At 39.9% G+C, this 17307-nt stretch carries 18 protein-coding genes; 8 read left to right on the forward strand and 10 right to left on the reverse strand.

The window, feature by feature from the left end; translation table 11 throughout:
• Window positions 1-40: 40 nt before the first annotated feature.
• The 5 genes from OIT90_RS09375 (at window position 41) to OIT90_RS09395 (ending at window position 4696) form a co-directional block, all read left to right on the forward strand.
• A complete protein-coding gene (locus OIT90_RS09375; protein ID WP_144464232.1) occupies window positions 41-1177 on the forward strand; it encodes a sensor histidine kinase in 1137 nt (378 codons plus the stop codon).
• A complete protein-coding gene (locus tag OIT90_RS09380; RefSeq protein WP_144491320.1) occupies window positions 1174-1773 on the forward strand; it encodes a response regulator transcription factor in 600 nt (199 codons plus the stop codon). Before OIT90_RS09375 ends, OIT90_RS09380 begins: the two co-directional genes overlap by 4 nt.
• A gap of 199 nt (window positions 1774-1972) precedes the next feature.
• Window positions 1973-2893 (forward strand): iron-hydroxamate ABC transporter substrate-binding protein, encoded by a 921-nt coding sequence (locus OIT90_RS09385; RefSeq protein WP_039180614.1) that lies wholly within the window; start codon window positions 1973-1975, stop codon window positions 2891-2893.
• Window positions 2894-3002: 109 nt separating this feature from the next.
• Complete coding sequence (locus tag OIT90_RS09390; RefSeq protein WP_047203767.1) at window positions 3003-3692, forward strand: response regulator transcription factor; 690 nt, start codon at window positions 3003-3005, stop codon at window positions 3690-3692.
• Entirely contained in the window at window positions 3692-4696 is a 1005-nt protein-coding gene (locus tag OIT90_RS09395) for a sensor histidine kinase (protein WP_185847107.1), read from the forward strand. Before OIT90_RS09390 ends, OIT90_RS09395 begins: the two co-directional genes overlap by 1 nt.
• Window positions 4697-4757: 61 nt before the next feature.
• Here the strand turns inward: OIT90_RS09395 and OIT90_RS09400 are convergent, their stop codons facing one another.
• Window positions 4758-6011, reverse strand: coding sequence for an FtsW/RodA/SpoVE family cell cycle protein (locus OIT90_RS09400; protein ID WP_474892469.1), 1254 nt, complete (start codon window positions 6009-6011; stop codon window positions 4758-4760).
• The gene (locus tag OIT90_RS09405; RefSeq protein WP_474892470.1) at window positions 6002-6346 is read right to left on the reverse strand and encodes a PadR family transcriptional regulator; all 345 of its coding nucleotides are present in this window, start codon (window positions 6344-6346) and stop codon (window positions 6002-6004) included. The genes OIT90_RS09400 and OIT90_RS09405 overlap by 10 nt, the downstream gene beginning before the upstream one ends.
• A 327-nt stretch (window positions 6347-6673) precedes the next feature.
• On the opposite strand from OIT90_RS09405, the gene OIT90_RS09410 reads away from it, so the two are divergent.
• Both OIT90_RS09410 and OIT90_RS09415 read left to right on the forward strand, forming a co-directional pair.
• Window positions 6674-7435, forward strand: coding sequence for an ABC transporter ATP-binding protein (locus OIT90_RS09410; RefSeq protein WP_474892471.1), 762 nt, complete (start codon window positions 6674-6676; stop codon window positions 7433-7435).
• Window positions 7425-9362 (forward strand): ABC transporter permease, encoded by a 1938-nt coding sequence (locus OIT90_RS09415; RefSeq protein ID WP_327842252.1) that lies wholly within the window; start codon window positions 7425-7427, stop codon window positions 9360-9362. The genes OIT90_RS09410 and OIT90_RS09415 overlap by 11 nt, the downstream gene beginning before the upstream one ends.
• Window positions 9363-9400: 38 nt before the next feature.
• On the opposite strand, the gene OIT90_RS09420 is transcribed toward OIT90_RS09415, so the two are convergent.
• Both OIT90_RS09420 and OIT90_RS09425 read right to left on the reverse strand, forming a co-directional pair.
• A complete protein-coding gene (locus OIT90_RS09420) occupies window positions 9401-10753 on the reverse strand; it encodes an amidohydrolase family protein (protein ID WP_268502740.1) in 1353 nt (450 codons plus the stop codon).
• Window positions 10754-10856: 103 nt separating this feature from the next.
• On the reverse strand, window positions 10857-11444 hold the full coding sequence (locus OIT90_RS09425) for an NAD(P)H-dependent oxidoreductase (protein WP_474892472.1): 588 nt from the start codon (window positions 11442-11444) through the stop codon (window positions 10857-10859).
• Window positions 11445-11560: 116 nt separating this feature from the next.
• On the opposite strand from OIT90_RS09425, the gene OIT90_RS09430 reads away from it, so the two are divergent.
• Window positions 11561-11992, forward strand: a complete 432-nt coding sequence (locus OIT90_RS09430; RefSeq protein WP_059374791.1) for a MarR family winged helix-turn-helix transcriptional regulator — start codon at window positions 11561-11563, stop codon at window positions 11990-11992.
• Between the two features lie 52 nt (window positions 11993-12044).
• Here the strand turns inward: OIT90_RS09430 and OIT90_RS09435 are convergent, their stop codons facing one another.
• The 6 genes from OIT90_RS09435 to thiI form a co-directional block, all read right to left on the reverse strand.
• Window positions 12045-12221 carry a hypothetical protein gene (locus OIT90_RS09435; RefSeq protein ID WP_180272423.1) on the reverse strand — a complete coding sequence of 59 codons (177 nt, stop codon included), beginning with the start codon at window positions 12219-12221 and terminating at the stop codon, window positions 12045-12047.
• Window positions 12222-12238: 17 nt separating this feature from the next.
• Window positions 12239-12991, reverse strand: coding sequence for a hypothetical protein (locus OIT90_RS09440; protein ID WP_039180634.1), 753 nt, complete (start codon window positions 12989-12991; stop codon window positions 12239-12241).
• A 254-nt stretch (window positions 12992-13245) separates the two neighbouring features.
• A complete protein-coding gene (locus OIT90_RS09445) occupies window positions 13246-13860 on the reverse strand; it encodes a LysE/ArgO family amino acid transporter (protein ID WP_039180635.1) in 615 nt (204 codons plus the stop codon).
• A gap of 132 nt (window positions 13861-13992) precedes the next feature.
• Window positions 13993-15573, reverse strand: coding sequence for an acyl-CoA synthetase MbcS (gene mbcS, locus OIT90_RS09450; RefSeq protein WP_059374794.1), 1581 nt, complete (start codon window positions 15571-15573; stop codon window positions 13993-13995).
• A 226-nt stretch (window positions 15574-15799) separates the two neighbouring features.
• Window positions 15800-16012: an alpha/beta-type small acid-soluble spore protein gene (locus OIT90_RS09455; protein WP_024424829.1), complete on the reverse strand. Its 213-nt coding sequence runs from the start codon at window positions 16010-16012 to the stop codon at window positions 15800-15802.
• A gap of 89 nt (window positions 16013-16101) precedes the next feature.
• The gene (gene thiI, locus OIT90_RS09460; RefSeq protein WP_039180639.1) at window positions 16102-17307 is read right to left on the reverse strand and encodes a tRNA uracil 4-sulfurtransferase ThiI; all 1206 of its coding nucleotides are present in this window, start codon (window positions 17305-17307) and stop codon (window positions 16102-16104) included.

The raw sequence follows: 17307 nt of genomic DNA on the forward strand, positions 1-17307 counted from the left end.
TGATAAAGTAAGGAAAAAGAATGAAAAAGGTGGCACACGGATGAAAAAACAGTTTAAGATTCAAAAATTGCATGGGATTTCCCCTTATATATGGGCCATTTTTTTCATCCTGCCCTTCTATTTTATCTTTAAGACACCTTCGACTTTAGGCATTGTGATCGGCATTATTTTGAACGTCGTCTTTTTCGCTGTGTATCGTTTTGCCTTTGTCGCAAAAGGCTGGTCTTTATATGTCTTCGGTCTTTTATTGATCGGTATTTCAACTGGTTATGTGATGCTCTACAGCTATATTTATTTCGCTTTTTGCATCGCCTATTTTAACGGACATATCAAACGAAAAGTCCCCTTTTATATCTTGTACTATATCCATCTGGCGAGCGCCGCCGTGGCAGTGAACTTTAGTTTGATCTTAAAAAAGGGCTGGTTTCTCACACAAATTCCTTTTGTCGTCATTACCCTGATTAGTGCCATCCTTCTTCCCCTAAGCATTCGAAGCAGGAAGGAACGTGAACGGCTTGAGGAGAAATTAGAATATGCCAATGAACGGATTGCTGATCTTGTGAAACTTGAAGAAAGGCAGCGCATTGCTCGCGACCTGCATGACACCCTTGGACAAAAGCTTTCTTTGATCGGTTTAAAAAGTGATCTTGCCCGTAAACTCGTGTATAAAGACCCTGAACAGGCTCGTGCCGAACTCAAAAGCGTCCAGCAGACTGCCAGAACGTCTCTCAATGAGGTGCGAAAGATTGTTTCCTCTATGAAAGGCATTCGAATTAAAGATGAAATGTCGAACATCGAGCAAATTCTCGAAGCAGCCGGAATTGAATTGGTCTATGATGAAAAGGAAGCACCGAAACATATCTCACTTCTGAACGAAAACATTGTGAGCATGTGCATCAAAGAGGCGGTGACGAATGTCGTCAAACATAGTGACGCGACGGTTTGTAAAATCACCATTCACCAAAAATCAAAGGAAGCGATCATCACCGTTGAGGACGATGGAACATTTAAAGGCGACTATCCGCCCACTCAATCGAAGGGTCACGGCCTTTTAGGAATAAGAGAAAGATTGGAATTTGCAAATGGCCGCCTGCGTATTGAGACAAAGGATGGGACAAAGCTCATTATGATCATTCCAAATGATTCAGCTGCAAAAGAAAAGGAGGGGATGAAATGATCAACATCTTTATCGCAGAAGATCAGCAAATGCTGCTTGGTGCACTCGGTTCACTTCTCGATTTAGAAGACGATATGACGGTGGTTGGGAAAGGGACGAATGGTCAAGATGCCATCGATTTTGCCAAAAAACACCCTGTTGATATTTGCTTAATGGATATTGAAATGCCGGGAAAATCTGGACTTGATGCAGCGGAAGAGCTCAAAGGATCAGATGTGAAAATCATCATTTTGACGACCTTTGCCCGCTCTGGTTATTTCCAAAGAGCGTTAAAAGCTGGCGTCAGCGGCTATATGCTGAAAGACAGTCCAAGCGAGGAGCTGGCAAGTGCGATTCGCAGTGTGATGAAAGGGAAAAAGGTGTATGCCCCTGAATTGATGGAAGACTTATATAGTGATGAAAATCCTTTAACGGAGCGAGAGAAATCGGTCCTTGAACTCGTCGCAGACGGTAAAAACACAAAAGAAATTGCAAAAGAACTCAGCATTAAAAGTGGCACTGTCCGGAACTACATTTCCATTATTTTAGATAAGTTAGAAGTGAAGAACCGCATCGAGGCCATTACCCGCTCAAAAGAAAAAGGCTGGTTTAAATAAGAAAAAAGATCAGGACACACGCTGCCTTGATCTTTTTTTTGATAAAAAATCTCTTCTTTATTTTTTATCACCAGCTATCAAAATGTCATTGACAACAGCCCACAGTCCTATGATATGATATCCAAGTGATAATAATTATCATTATCACTAATTCAACCAAATATACGGCTATGTGCCGATTTCAAAGGAGTCTACATTCATGAAGAAAATATTGTTCCCTCTGATGCTCATCTTTGTACTTGCATTGAGCGCATGTGGCAATAGCAGCAGCTCTTCCTCAAATAAAGGAAATCAATCAACATCATCAGACAAAATTACATATCAATCTGAAAATGGCCCTGTGAAGCTACCAGCGCATCCAAAACGTGTTGTTGTTCTAGGTTCTTACGCAGGTAGTGTCATGTCACTTGGTGTGAACATCGTTGGCGTTGACTCTTGGTCAAAAAAGAATCCGCGCTTCCAAAAAGAATTAAAAAATGTGGAAGAAGTATCGGATGCTAATGTAGAGAAAATTATGAAGCTAAAGCCTGATGTCATCATTGGTTTAAGCAATACTAAAAATGTAGAAAAACTCAAAAAAATCGCACCAACCGTTTTGTTTACGTATAACAAAGTCGATTACCTTCAGCAGCACATTGAAATTGGAAAAGTGTTAAACAAAGAAAAAGAAGCCAAAGCTTGGGTAAAAGATTTCAAAAAACGTGCAGATGAAGCCGGAAAAGAAATCAAAGCAAAAATCGGTAAAGATGCAACAGTTTCTGTCTTTGAAAGTGGCACAAAAGAGCTATACGTCTTTGGAGATGCATGGGGCCGCGGAACAGAAATCCTCTACCAAGAAATGAAACTGAAAATGCCTGAGAAAGTGAAAGAAAAAGCATTAAAAGCCGGCTACTATGCAGTTTCACAGGAGGTCATTCCTGAATTTGCTGGAGATTATATGATCATTAGTAAAAACAGCGAAATGGACAATTCCTATCAAAATAGTAAAATTTACAAGTCCATCCCAGCTGTCAAAAAACATCGTGTGTATGAGGCCAATGCAGAAGAATTCTATTTTAATGACCCGATCACACTTGAATACCAACTCTCATTCTTTAAAAAGCACTTTTTAGGTAAATAAGCTGAAGCAAGGGATCTCTTCCCTTGCTTTTTTCTTGTCTACTTCTAGCGGCATGGTCCTTTTTCCGCTACAATGACAACAAGTGAATACAAAAAGTGTGGTGCTGATTTTGTTTAAGATTTTACTAATTGAAGATGATACAACCCTCTTCCAAGAAATCAAAGAACGTCTAGTCAACTGGTCCTATGATGTTTATGGGATTCAAGATTTTCATCAGGTGCTGCAGGAATTCACATCTGTCCAGCCTGATCTCGTCATTATTGATATACAGCTGCCAAAATACGATGGCTTTCACTGGTGCCGGATGATTCGGCATCATTCAAATGTTCCAATCATCTTCCTCTCCTCAAGAGACCACCCTGCTGATATGGTCATGTCGATGCAGCTCGGAGCCGATGATTTTGTGCAAAAGCCCTTCCACTTTGACGTGCTCATTGCCAAAATTAATGCTGTTCTTCGCCGCGTGCATGATTATAATGCAGAGCCGGCCAGCCTAAAGGTGTGGTGCGGCGCTGCCATTGACCTAGAAAAAAACACCGTTACAAATGATCACGGTGAGGTTGAATTAACAAAAAATGAGTTATTTATTCTCAAGGAATTGATTCAGCATAAAAATCATATCGTCAGCCGGGAATCACTCATTCAAGCATTGTGGGAGGATGAACGGTTTGTCAGTGACAATACACTGACTGTAAACGTCAACCGGCTCAGAAAAAAACTAGACGAGATCTCCCTTGGCGCCTTCATTGAGACAAAAGTGGGTCAAGGCTATCTTGCAAAAGAAAAGGATGATCAATGATGCTGCAGGCATTTCTAAAAGAACGAAGAAGCTGGATTCTTTTCTTTCTTAGTTTGCAGCTCCTCATTCTATTTGTTGCTTATTTGGATACGACCATTCCCATCGCTTCTCTTTTCTATATTGTGCTATTATCTACGTTTCTCATGATTGTCTTTCTCTTTTTTCGATACCGAAAAGAAACGGCTTATTATGAGAGGTTGAAAGAATGGGATGATGACATTGGACATCAAATGCGGCTAACCCCCTCTTCCCCATTTGAACAGCTCATCCATGATGCGACGTCAGAGCAAATTGCACGCTACCGGCGAATGGCAGCAGAGCAGAAAATCGCTCTTGAAGAAGAAAAAGATGAATTGCTCTCTTGGATACATGAGGTCAAAACCCCCCTTACAGCGATGCGCTTAATGATTGACCGCTTAACAGATCAGCAGCTGAAATCCAATATGACATACGAGTGGCTCAGAATACATTTATTACTTGATGCCCAGCTGCACCAAAGCAGAGTACGTCATATCGAAAATGATTTATTCATTGAAAAGCTGGACCTGCAAAGCATCATCGCAAAGGAAATCAAAGCGCTCCAATCATGGTGCATGCAAAAAGGAATCGGCTTTGAGCTGGCGCTGGGGGAACGGACCGTATTAAGTGATATAAAATGGTTATCCTTTATGATCAGACAGGTACTCACAAATGCAGTCAAATACAGCCATTCATCCGATATTGTCATTGAAAGCAAGCAAATTAATGACCAAGTCATGCTGACGATCACAGATCAAGGCAGAGGAATTGATTCAAGAGACATCTCTCGTATTTTTGAAAAAGGCTTTACCTCGACAAGACATCACAATGACACCGCCTCAACAGGAATGGGGCTCTATTTAACGAAAAAAGGAGCAGACGCTCTTCATATCACGATCGAGGTCAGCTCCACGATAGATCAAGGTACAACCTTCACCTTCACCTTTCCGAAAAAGAATGATTTTGTTCATATTGCGAGCATGTAAAAAGCAATCGCAATCTCTTCGCGGCTGTCAAAACTTGCGCGAAGAGATTGAGGTGGCTTACTTAGGAAATACTTCCCGCTTCTTTGCGAAAAACATCTCCTATCTGTCTCCGTCTATAAATACTTAAGATCAGCCCAACAGCCATCATTTCTAGAAGAATATGTGAACCTCCATAGCTCATGAAAGGTATAGACACTCCAGGTAATGGCAGCAAGCCAAAGTTTGTGAAAATGCTTAACAGATATTTTGCTGCAAACACAGCCGCTAAACCTGTCATGACCATTTTGCCATAAGCCATTTTCACTCGTTTTGCTGTACGAAATACTCTGTGAATAAAGATGACAAACAACAGGAGCGCAATGAGCCCTGCCAACCAGCCAAATGAATAAATGATATATGTAAACATCCAATCCGTGTGAACCTCAGACATGGCATAAGGTGTGATCTGAAGCCCGTTTGAGCTGAATTCATGAACTTTGAAAAAGGAACGGTGTCTATCTGCTTGAAAAAGAGAAAACACTTCAAACATTAGATATAACACGCCTGTTGCCGTCAGCAGAATGATTTGCTTATAATTTGCGCTAGACACATACATCACGGTTAAGCACATGACCAGACAGATAACGGTCGCAGGAAGAAAACCAATCGTACTGATTAAAATAATCGGTAAAGCCATCATCCCTACTCCAAGCCAAGCTCTGTACGCATTCTCCCAATTCCAATTGTGAAAGATACCTGCTAAAGAAATAGCTAGAAGAAAAGGCACAATCTCAGTCAAATTTATTGATACATCACGTATTCTTAAAAAAAGAATACCGTTCACTCTTGACCCGAACATCATCGAAAAAATCAGCATTCCGAGTGTCCCAATGTATAAATGCCAAGAGTATTTCAATAAGCGCCGATAATCGAAGGAAAACAAACCAAACATAAGCACTAAACCTACCAGATAAAAGGCAAGGCTTTTATAAAAAATGTTCATGTTTTGAAGATTTGTAAAATCTGAATGAAACTGTAAAAAGTACATCACAAGCAGCCCGCAAGAACAAGTGGCTAGCACTAGAAGAATCATCTTAAAATCGATTTGGACTTTATGTGTTTCGTGAAGCTGCGTTCCGAGAATTTCCGCATCACCAATTTGGTCCAACGCTTGCTCTACCGCCTCTTCTTCAGACATCCCAGCATTCATTGCTTCCTCTTTTAGCGTGTATAGATGATCCATCAGCTCAAGCTTTATATTCGAATGAACATCTTTATTTTTAATTCGTTTACATACACTTTTGACATACTTCTCGAACTTTTTATCTAATCCCATGCGATTTTCTCTCCGTTCAAAACGCCATCAACTGCTTGTTTGAATACGTTCCATTCTTCTTTCTTTTCCTGTACCAATGCTTTCCCTTGTTCATTTATTTTGTAATACTTTCTTTTCCGGTTGCCATTCCCTTCGCCCCAATAAGAGACAATGAATTCTTTCCCCTCCAAATTGTGCAAAATAGGATAGATTGTTCCTTCTTTAAAGCTGAAAATCCCTTCCGATTTCGTCTCTAATTCTTTAATCATTTCATATCCATACATCGGTCTTTCATTTAATAAGCTTAAAATAAGGGTAGCTGTACTTCCCTTTAGAAGCTCTTTACTCACTTTCATTCTTAGTTACCTCCAATACATAGATTTACTATGCATTTATTTAATATGCATATCATACATGAATAAAATGGCCATGTAAAGCTTCAAAACACCACCCTGACATGAAAAATCAGAGAAGATTGATCCATAAGAGTGAAAAACAGATAAAATAAATGGGGAAAGAAAACTCACCCTAATAAGAAACTTGTTTACATACAATTTGTTTAAAAAACAAGCATGTGACAACAATGTCACATGCTCGTCTGTTTTGTTCGCCAAATCGAAGGACGTCTGGCAGGCTTCTTTTTATACTAGAGTTATCAATTAAAAGAAAAAGGGGTTCAGCAAATGAACATTTTAGAAGCTCGTAAAATTTATAAAAGCTACGGAAATAAATTCAATAAACAAGAGGTGCTGAGTGGTATTGATTTAACCATTGAAGCCGGGGAATTTGTCAGTATCATGGGGCCATCAGGCTCGGGGAAAACAACCCTTCTGAACGTATTGTCGTCTATCGATCATGTGTCCAGCGGATCCATTCGTATTGCAGATGCTGAGATGACGCAAATGAAGGATCAGCAGCTTGCGGAATTTAGAAAAAAGCAGCTTGGCTTTGTTTTTCAGGATTATAATTTACTTGATACACTCACAGTCAAAGAAAACATCCTTTTGCCTTTATCCATCTCCAAAACGCCAAAAAAAGAAGCTTTTGAACGTTTTCAACAGCTCGCAGAAGACATGGGGATTTTTGAACTAAGAGACAAATACCCGAATGAACTCTCTGGCGGACAAAAGCAACGGACATCGGCGGTTCGTGCCTTCATTCATGAACCAAGTCTTATTTTCGCTGATGAACCTACCGGAGCACTTGATTCCAAATCTGCATCTGACTTGCTTAACAAGCTGCAAGATTTCAATCGTAAACGAAAAGCGACCATTGTGATGGTGACACATGATCCTGTCGCAGCCAGCTATTCAAGCCGCGTCATTTTTATCAAGGATGGACAGATTTATACACAGTTGAATAAAGGCGCTTTAGAAAGAAAAATGTTTTTCGAGGATATTATGAAAACGCAAGGTGTCTTAGGCGGTGTGAAGCATGAACATTAATCAGCTCATCTTCCGTAACTTGAAGAAAAATTTGAAGAATTACTATTTATATGTGTTTGCTCTCGTGTTTAGTGTCGCGCTCTATTTTTCCTTTGTCACCTTGCAGTACTCACCAGCACTTGATGATGTAAAAGGCTCCATTAAAGGCGGTGCTTCTATTAAAGCCGCTTCGGTTCTGCTTATAGCCATCGTCGGTATTTTCCTGCTATATGCGAATAGCATTTTTATTAAGCGCAGAGGAAAAGAAATAGGTCTCCTGCAGCTCATTGGTATGACGAAACAAAAAATTTCCAGACTGCTCAATGCGGAGAACTTTATTCTATACATGACAGCCATGACTATCGGCATCATTGCAGGCTTTATCGGTTCAAAGCTGATGCTGATGGTGTTATTTAAAGTGACTGGTGTTAATGCCATCGCCAATCTGCATTTTTCGGGCATGGCCCTTCTGCAAACACTCATTGTCTTTTTTATTATCTATGGATTGATTATGCTGAGAAATAGACGTTTTATTAATAAACAAACGATTTTATCTTTGTTTAGAACAACGTCTTCGACAGAACAGCGTGTGAAAAAGATCTCTGTGTTTGAAATCATCATTGGAGTGTTCGGTATTGTCTTGATCAGCTCAGGCTATTATATTTCTTCTAAGCTTTTTACCGGCTCATATACGTCCATGTTTGAGTTACTTTTAGCCATGATTTATATTCTAGCCTCTGTTATCATCGGTACCTTTCTTTTTTACAAAGGCTCTGTTTCTTTCATTGCCAATATTGTACGTAAAAGAAAAAATGGCTATCTCGCCATTCATGAAGTATTATCTCTGTCATCCATTATGTTCCGGCTAAAATCAAATGCACTGCTTTTAACGATTATTACAACCGTATCTGCACTTGCCATCGGTTTGCTGGCTCTTAGCTACATTTCCTATTACTCAGCAGAAAAAACCGCTGAGCAGATGATTCCAGCTCATTTCGCCATGGGCTCAGAAAAAGAAGCAGCAACCTTCACTCGTGCACTTTCTGACAAACATATTGCTTATGATCAAAGGCAGTTCAAAGTGATTCAAGCGAAATTTGATGCGAAAAAAATAGTGGATTCAGAGGTGAAAAATATGAAGAATGATCCAGGCGTATTGACACTGCCTGTGATCAGTGAGAAAAATGCACCAAATTTTCATGTGGAGAACAACGAAGTTATTTTAAGCGGCTACAGTGATCTATTAAAGAAAGTCATGCCGATTCAAAGCTCAGGCGATGTGAAGCTTCTCATTAAGAAACCGCTTGATTTGAAAGTCATAGATATGAAGAAAGATTATCTCATTTCTTACAACTTCACTTTTGGCGGTCTACCTGTTGCCGTCGTGAGTCAAGATGTTTTTGAGCAGCTCGATCAACAAAAAGATCCAAAGCTACAGCTTGAAAATAGCCAATATATCTCAGTCAATATAAAAGATGATAAAAATCTTGAACAAGCAAATAGCGTGTTTACATCTTTAAAACTAAGTGACAACAGCATGTCTCAATTAGCTTCAGCTCAGCAGCAAAAACAAACAATAGGACTGATGATGTTTGTGGTCGGGTTTTTAGGCCTTAGCTTCCTTGTCACATCTGGCTGTATTTTATACTTTAAACAAATGAATGAAAGTGAAGAGGAACAAAGCTCCTATACGATCTTGCGTAAGCTTGGTTTTACTGAGAAGGACCTATTAAAAGGCATCCGGCTTAAACAGCTGTTTAACTTTGGGATTCCGCTCATCGTCGGATTGCTGCACAGCTACTTTGCTGTACAATCAGGCTGGTTTTTATTCGGCGGAGAATTGTGGACTCCAATGCTCATCGTTATGTCGATTTACACTGTCCTCTATTCTATCTTCGGATTCCTATCTGTCCAATATTATAAAAAGGTCATTAAGGATTCCTTGTAATCAATTCCCCATAGGCAACGCCTATGGGGTTATTTTATTTATGAAGGTGTTGATTCAAACTTGTGTGATAAAATATGGTCTCTTGCCGCATAAGCTTTTCGTTTGACCTCTTCTAGGTTCACACCGACTAGCTTTCCGTTTTGTTTCACTGCTTTTCCAGCAACATAAACAGAATCAACATTTGAAGGATGTGCCGTTTGGACAACCGCTCCAGCCGGATCTGTCATCGGAAGAAGATTCATGCTTGTCCGATCGATCAAAATAAAATCCGCTTCTTTCCCAGGTGTAAGCGACCCAATTTTATGATCAAGCTGTAATGCACGAGCGCCATTGATCGTCGTAGCCTCAAGCATTTGATGAGCTGACAGCCCAAGTTCAGGTCCCGGCATGATCCCATCCATTAACAACGATTGATTTTGGATCGCGCGCTCTGCCTGAAGCCCGAATTTCATTTGAGCAAACAAATCTCCTCCTGTCGCTGTCACTACGTCTACACCGAGCGTTGGAAGAACGCCTTGTTCAATCGCAAGTCCTGTAACAGGATAACCGTGACCCATCATCATTTCAATTTCAGGGGTAATGGAGATGGAGCTTCCGCTGTCTGCCAGCATCTTCATTTGATCCGCATCGATTGCGTTAATATGCACCATGTTCAAATCCGGTCCAAGCAGCCCTGCTTTGTGAAGCCGCTCAATCGATCGATCCTCCGCTCCCCAATTTCCAAATCCGATGTGCATACTGCATAGAGCATCTAGAGACCGGGCTGTTTCAATTTCAAATACCGACGTCTCCCATGAAGAAAACTCTGGACCACGAATCGCAAGTCCCATTGTTAAAAGCTGATCTGATGATTGAAAATGCGCTTTTTTCACACGTGCTGCGTCCTCCATATTGGTGAGCGTACTCTCTCTATCCCAATATTCAGCATCTCCAGAGGAACCAAAAGCAAAAACAGCTCGTATACCCGCATCTTTTAATCCTCCAATGAGCTCTTCTGTATGCTCCATTGAATTGATCATCGTCCAATCTAAAAACGTGGTCACACCTGCATCTAAAGCCTCTAATGCCCCTAAATAATTGGCGATTCGATCGTCGGATGGGCGTCTCATTGCTCCATAGTTGCCATAATAGATTTTGCTTAAATATGTCTGCAAAGACCAATCTGTCCCTATGCCCCGGATGACAGACTGCCACACATGCCGATGTGTATCTACAAGACCAGGCATAATGACCATATTAGATGCATCAACAATGTCTGCATCACTTACTTCAATTGAAGGTCCAACTTCTAAAATGTGTTTCCCTTCAATTAATAAATCTCCCTTTTCAAGAAAACCTAAAGATGGATCAAGTGTTAAGAGTGCTGCATCTTTAAACAATGTTTTCTTCATCCATATCCCCCTTTTCAAATGACGAGAATAAGTGACCCCGCCTCAATGTCATTTTAAAACAGAACAGGATCAAATTAGAAGAAAAGTGACTTATCAAACTATATTAAGAGCTGATGTTTCTGAAATAGTTGTATGTGCGTTTTAATTTGATGTCATGCTTCCCTTTTGGACTTTCCATCATCCCAAACTCAAAGAACTTCACAGGTTTGATTCCGACATATTGCAGGAGAGCTCGTTTCATTAACATCTTGTGCGCATTTTGTAAAAAGAACAAAGGGTAGTTGGTTGGTCCTTGCATTGTCGATACACTAACGGCACTTTTCCCTTTTAATAATCCTTCTGGCAACAGACCGCTTGTTTGACGATAAGCGAAATTCGCAGCAAACATGCGGTCAATAAAGCCAAGCAGCATAGCTGGCGGCCGCCCCCACCAAATGGGATAAACGAACACGATTTTATCCGCCCACTTGATCTTATCCTGATACTCGCGAATGTCAGGATCTTTATGCATATCACGTCTCTTTTTCTCTTCATTAAAAACAAGTACAGGATCAAATTTTTCTTGATATAAATCGATGATTTTCACTTCTTGAACGATTGGATTTTCTTCGCTGCCTCTAACAATTTCTTTAAAAAAAGCACCATTTAAACTATTGTGATGAGGGTGAGTATAAATAATGAGTACATTCATCTTTTTCTCCTTTAGTTATCATTTGATAATAAAATGATATACCCCAATCGATTAGTTGTCAAATGATAATTGTTTTTTGATAATAAATTTGATATGTTACATAGGAGGTGATCATCATGCAACATCCACATTTCTTCAAGGAATTCGTCGCATTTGCTTCTACTTTTTCAGAGCTAAAACATGATCTGATGAGCAAAGTCAAACCACCAGAATTAACAGCCTTACAATATTTAATTTTAGAGCAGCTAGCGGTCAGCGAACCGCTTACCCCTAGTGACATCGCAGACTGTCAGCATATGTCTCTTCCAAATGTCAGCAGAGAACTGAAAAAACTGCACGAAAAACAATTCATTGATAGAGAAGAAGACCGTGTTGACAAACGAAAGCATATCATTATGCTTTCTGACAAAGGCCGTACCTGTATGAACGAGGCCTTTCAGCATATCGAAAGGATGCTAATAGACAGCCTATCTTCCTCAGATATAGAACAAATGGATGATATCGTACAAGCTCTCCGTCTATTAAATCAAACGATTTTTAAAAAATGACCCAATGAAAAAAGCATGAGCGCTACGCTCATGCTAAGGATTTTGTATCTTATTAATGAAGGGATGCTAAAAGATACGTTATGAAACCAACAATCGGAATGATCGGGATCATTAATTTCAATGTTGTATTCGTATTCTTATATAAATTCCATAGCAATACTGGTATACCAAATGTTAACGTATCTAAAACAGCAAGAACTACTCCTTTACGCTGTTCTTTATGAGCCATTTTAAAAACCCCCCTATTCACCAAACTTTTTTCACACAATAACCGGCCAATCCCGCTGATATACCTCCATTAATCACTGCGCATGCAATACAGCTAGCAGGTCCAGTAAAACAAATATAATAACACGCTCCTAGAACCATTGAACGTAACGGAAGAGATTCATTAGGGCCGCTTTTCTTTTTTAAGCAGTCCCAAAACTTGTTCCAATTAAAACTCGTTTGAATTTCCGAATCATCTATTTGAACAATTTTTCTATTTAATTCCATCATATCTTGCTTTACACCATTTTCACCATAGGTAAAAGATCCTTTTAAAAACTCCCCTTTTTGGTTGATATGAAACTTATTTTTCAATTTTCCATTTTGAAAAAAATATGAGTGCAAATTCCCTTTCCCATCGTATTCTGCAAGTTGAATATAGTGAGCTTTTATTTGACTCAGTGAAACTGAAATGAAGGAAACATTGTTAAGCAGCTGATTATCTGACTTCTTCTTTTTCAGATAAAAATAAACAACATCTGTTTTAGCAGCGTGTATATGAACCGCCGCACTTTCTCCATTTAATAGATAACCTTTCTTTTGGGCTAATTCTTTTGCCTGTAAAAATTGAGAGCTTTTTTTTGCTTTTTTTATGAGTTTTTCTGCTGTTTTATCATTTTGTATCTTTTCAAAAGGCTCGTCCTCTTTTATGGTAACAGCGTTACCTACAGGATATTGTCCGAATAAAAGTGATATGAACAAAAACATACAAAACATTTTTCTTATCTTCATCATACAGACTCCTTTAGTAAAGTTAGTAAAAATCATAACCTTTTAAAGGAAAAAATGTAATAGACTGTTTTTCCAATAAAATCCACTATTGATAATGTAGCATATAACCTATTCTTTATCATTTCCTCTAGGCAATTGAATCTGATCTTCCTCCCTGAATCATGATGACACTGGCTGAAAAGTCTTACCGATACACAAAAAAAGCGCTGGATCATTACGTCCAAACGCTTCTTTGTTTTATTCTCTATGTACCCTTATACAATCAATTGATATGCAATATATAACGCAACCAGCCAGATCATGACCGCGGAAGCTTTATTGATACGGTTCATCCATTTGCCGTTTGTATCTAACTTCCCTAACATCTTCCCTAAAAGGGCGAGACCAATAAACCATAACCAGGACACGATGATACAGGCAAGTGTGAATGCCAGCTTTTCTGCGCCGCTATATTGCAGCGAATTTGTCCCAATGACACCAATCGTATCGAGAATCGCGTGGGGATTTAAAAGAGAAACGGAACAAGCAAATACAATTTGTTTTCTTGCAGGCATTAATTTCTGCTTCTCTTGATCACCTGATGATGAGCTTGTGTTCCATACGGACCATCCCATATAAACTAAAAAACAAAAACCAATGATATAAAGACCAATTTGCAGTACTGGAATGGTAAACACCACAACAGAAACACCTATGACAGCTAAAGCAATTAAAAGTGTGTCACAAAGAGCAGCCGTGATGACGACAGGCATTGCTCGATATAATCGAGGCTGCAGCGCTCCTTGTTGAAATACAAATACATTTTGTGCGCCCAAAGGTAAAATGAGACCAAAGGCAAGTACAATTCCATGAATGATCGCAATCGACATCTACTAACATTCTCCTTTTTCAGAAATTCCTACATATTTTAACATAAAGCACCTTGCCTGCTTTCAACAAATTTCATTTTCCGTACAAAAAAAGCGCTGGATGCTTCCATCCAAACGCTTCTCATTTTTTCATTATTTACTTTTTCGTGCAAGCTCTCTTTCTCTCAGCTCTACACGGCGAATTTTCGCTGACGGTGTTTTTGGCAGTTCGTCAATGAATTCGATTTCTCTTGGGTATTTGTATGGTGCTGTTGTGTTTTTCACATGTGTTTGCAACTCTTTGATCAGTTCATCACTTTGCGCCACTCCATCACGAAGGACGACGTATGCTTTCACGATTGATCCTCTGATTTCATCTGGGCTCGCCACAACTGCACATTCCTTCACTGCTGAATGCTTGATCAGCGCATCTTCTACTTCAAACGGTCCAATCGTATAGCCTGAGCTGACAATGATGTCATCTCTGCGGCTTTCAAACCAGAAGTACCCATCTTCGTCTTTTTTCGCGCGGTCACCCGTAATGAAGTAATTTCCTCGGCGCTGCGCCTTTGTACGCTCTTCATCTTTGTAATATTCCTTAAATAGAGCCGGTGTTTCGAGATGGACCGCAATGTCACCAATTTCTCCAGGTGCGCAGACGTTTCCATCCTCATCAATGATATCTACTTCGTTGCCAGGGGTTGGTTTTCCCATACTTCCTGGCTTGATATCCATTCCTTTTAGCACCCCTACAAGCAGTGTGCTTTCAGTTTGGCCATAGCCGTCTCGTACTTCTATATCGAAATGCTTTTTGAATGTATCAATGACTTCACGGTTCAATGGCTCTCCCGCAGAAACAGCACTATGCAGCTTCGGCAGCGCGTACTGACTCAAATCATCTACTTTTGCCATAAAGCGATATTCTGTCGGTGTACAGCATAAGACATTGATTTCATTTTTTTGAAGCAGCTCTAAGTATGTATTTGGATTGAATTTCCCTCCATACACAAAGCCTTCTGCTCCACTTCCTAACACAGATAAGAGGGGGCTCCACACCCATTTTTGCCAGCCTGGTCCTGCTGTCGCCCATACTTTATCTCCTTCATTAATGGAGAGCCATGCTTTGGCAGCTGTGCGTAAATGTGCATACGCCCATCCGTGTGTATGAACAACCCCTTTTGGGTTCCCTGTTGTACCTGATGTATAGGATAAAAACGCCATGTCTGTGCGTTTTGTATCTGCCAATTCAAGTTCGTTTGATTGCTCTTCCTTTTGCGCTAGAATGTTTGTCCAGCCATGATCGTTTTCACCGATTGAGAATGTTTTAAAATCGTTCGGCTTTTTAGTTCCGTCGAACGATTGAATGAATGAAGAGTAAACGATCGCTCCCTTTGCTTCTGCGTGTTCAATTCGGTAATCTAAATCTTTCGCACGCAGCATTTCAGAACAAGGAATCACGACCATTCCTGTTTTCAAAATCGCTAAATAAATGCTGTATGCCTCGAGCATGCGCGGCACCATCACAATGATTTTATCGCCTTTTTTGAAGCCTGCATTTAATAAAACATGTCCAATTTTATTTGCCTCTTCTACTAATGCTGCATATGTTACATGCGCTTCGTGCCCATTACCGTCCTGCCAGTGCAGGGCCATTTTCTCCTTGTCATGACTGAACGCTTCAATCTCACTTACTAAGTTATATTGTTCTGGTGCAATTAAGTCTTCTCTTTTCATGGTACAGCTCCTTTTAGCCTCTTTCTTATGAAACGAAACATGTTTCAATTTACCTATTCTAACACTCATAACTGAAAAATGCTTGAATTAGGACCTACTCCTAGTATTATGCCATAATTTTTTAAATCCGTCTTCTTTTTTAAAAATATTCTAACTATTTATATGTACAAAAAGAAAAGAGCGGGAATCATCCCGCTCATAAGCCATAGCTTTTAAATTGTGTGTCTTAGAAAGATCCGCCACCCATATGTTGTTGAGCGTAAGATACAAGACGCTTAGTGATTTCTCCACCAACTGATCCGTTAGCGCGAGATGTAGTTTCTGCACCAAGGTTTACACCAAATTCAGAAGCGATTTCGTACTTCATTTGGTCGATAGCTTGTGCAGCGCCTGGTACTAGTAATTGGTTAGAACTGCTTTGTCTGTTTTGTTGAGCCATGTGTTCTCACCTCCTTGTGAATATAGAATGTGTAGAAACACATGACTTCATGCGATTGATTTTATGGTAATTATTATGAAATTTTCGTTTTAGAATAAATCAGCGAATTCATCTGCCGTTTTCTTTTCATTTGTCACAATAATCGTTTCAATTTGCTCTACTGCCTCGTCCAGCATCGGCTCGAAATCAGCAAAGCTTTCGTAGCGTTCTACCTTCTCAAGCTTTGGTTTTGTTTTAGGGGACGGCGGCGTAAAGATCGTACAGCAATCCTCGAAAGGCTGAATGCTTGTATCGTATGTGCCAATTCTTCTTGCTTCATCAATAATGTCATTTTTATCGACAGCTATGAGCGGGCGGATGATTGGTGTATTAGTCACATGATTAATGGCATACATGCTTTCAAGTGTCTGACTTGCCACTTGCCCAAGGCTTTCACCAGTAATAATCGCAAGGGCATCACGCTTTTCTCTTATTTTGTCAGCTATTTTCAGCATCATTCTTCTTGTTGATGTCATCGTATAGTTTTCAGGTACTTGTTTGTGGATCAGCTCTTGAATTTTTGTAAAAGGTACGATATGAAGCTTCACTTCGCCTCCATATGCTGCTAGGCATTCTGCAAGATCAATCACCTTTTGTTTCGCACGTTCACTTGTATACGGAGGGCTAAAGAAATGCACAGCTTCAATTTGAATTCCGCGTTTCATTGCTTGATAGCCGGCAACTGGGCTGTCAAAGCCGCCTGAAAGCATGAGCATCGCTCTTCCGCTAGAACCAACCGGCAGGCCGCCTGCACCTTTGACATCTTTAAATGTAATGTACGTGGCTTGCTCTCTGATTTCGATGCGTAAATGCACATCTGGCTGTTTCACATTGACTGTTAAGTTTTCCGTATTTCTTAGAACATGTCCGCCAATTTCGCGATTCATTTCATTTGAATCAAGTTCAAATTGTTTATAAGAACGTTTCGTTGACACTTTAAATGTATTCCCTTGTTCATACACTTCCTGTACCGCTGTTAGTGCCGCATCTTTAATCGCATCTAGATTTGTCTCACATTTAACCGCAAGACTAAAGCTCTGAATGCCAAATACACTTTTGAGCTGTTCTGAAATCGGTTCAGGGTCTTCTCCGTTCAGCATAATCGTGATACGGTCTCTATCAGAAGCATACTTCAATGCTTCAAAATCCTTTAAGACGAACCGAATGTGCTGTCTTAGTTTTTCAATGAATTTCTTTCTATTCTTCCCTTTTGTTGAGATCTCACCAAAACGGACTAAAATATGATCATATTTCAT

The organism is Bacillus sp. ABR (assembly GCF_056172715.1).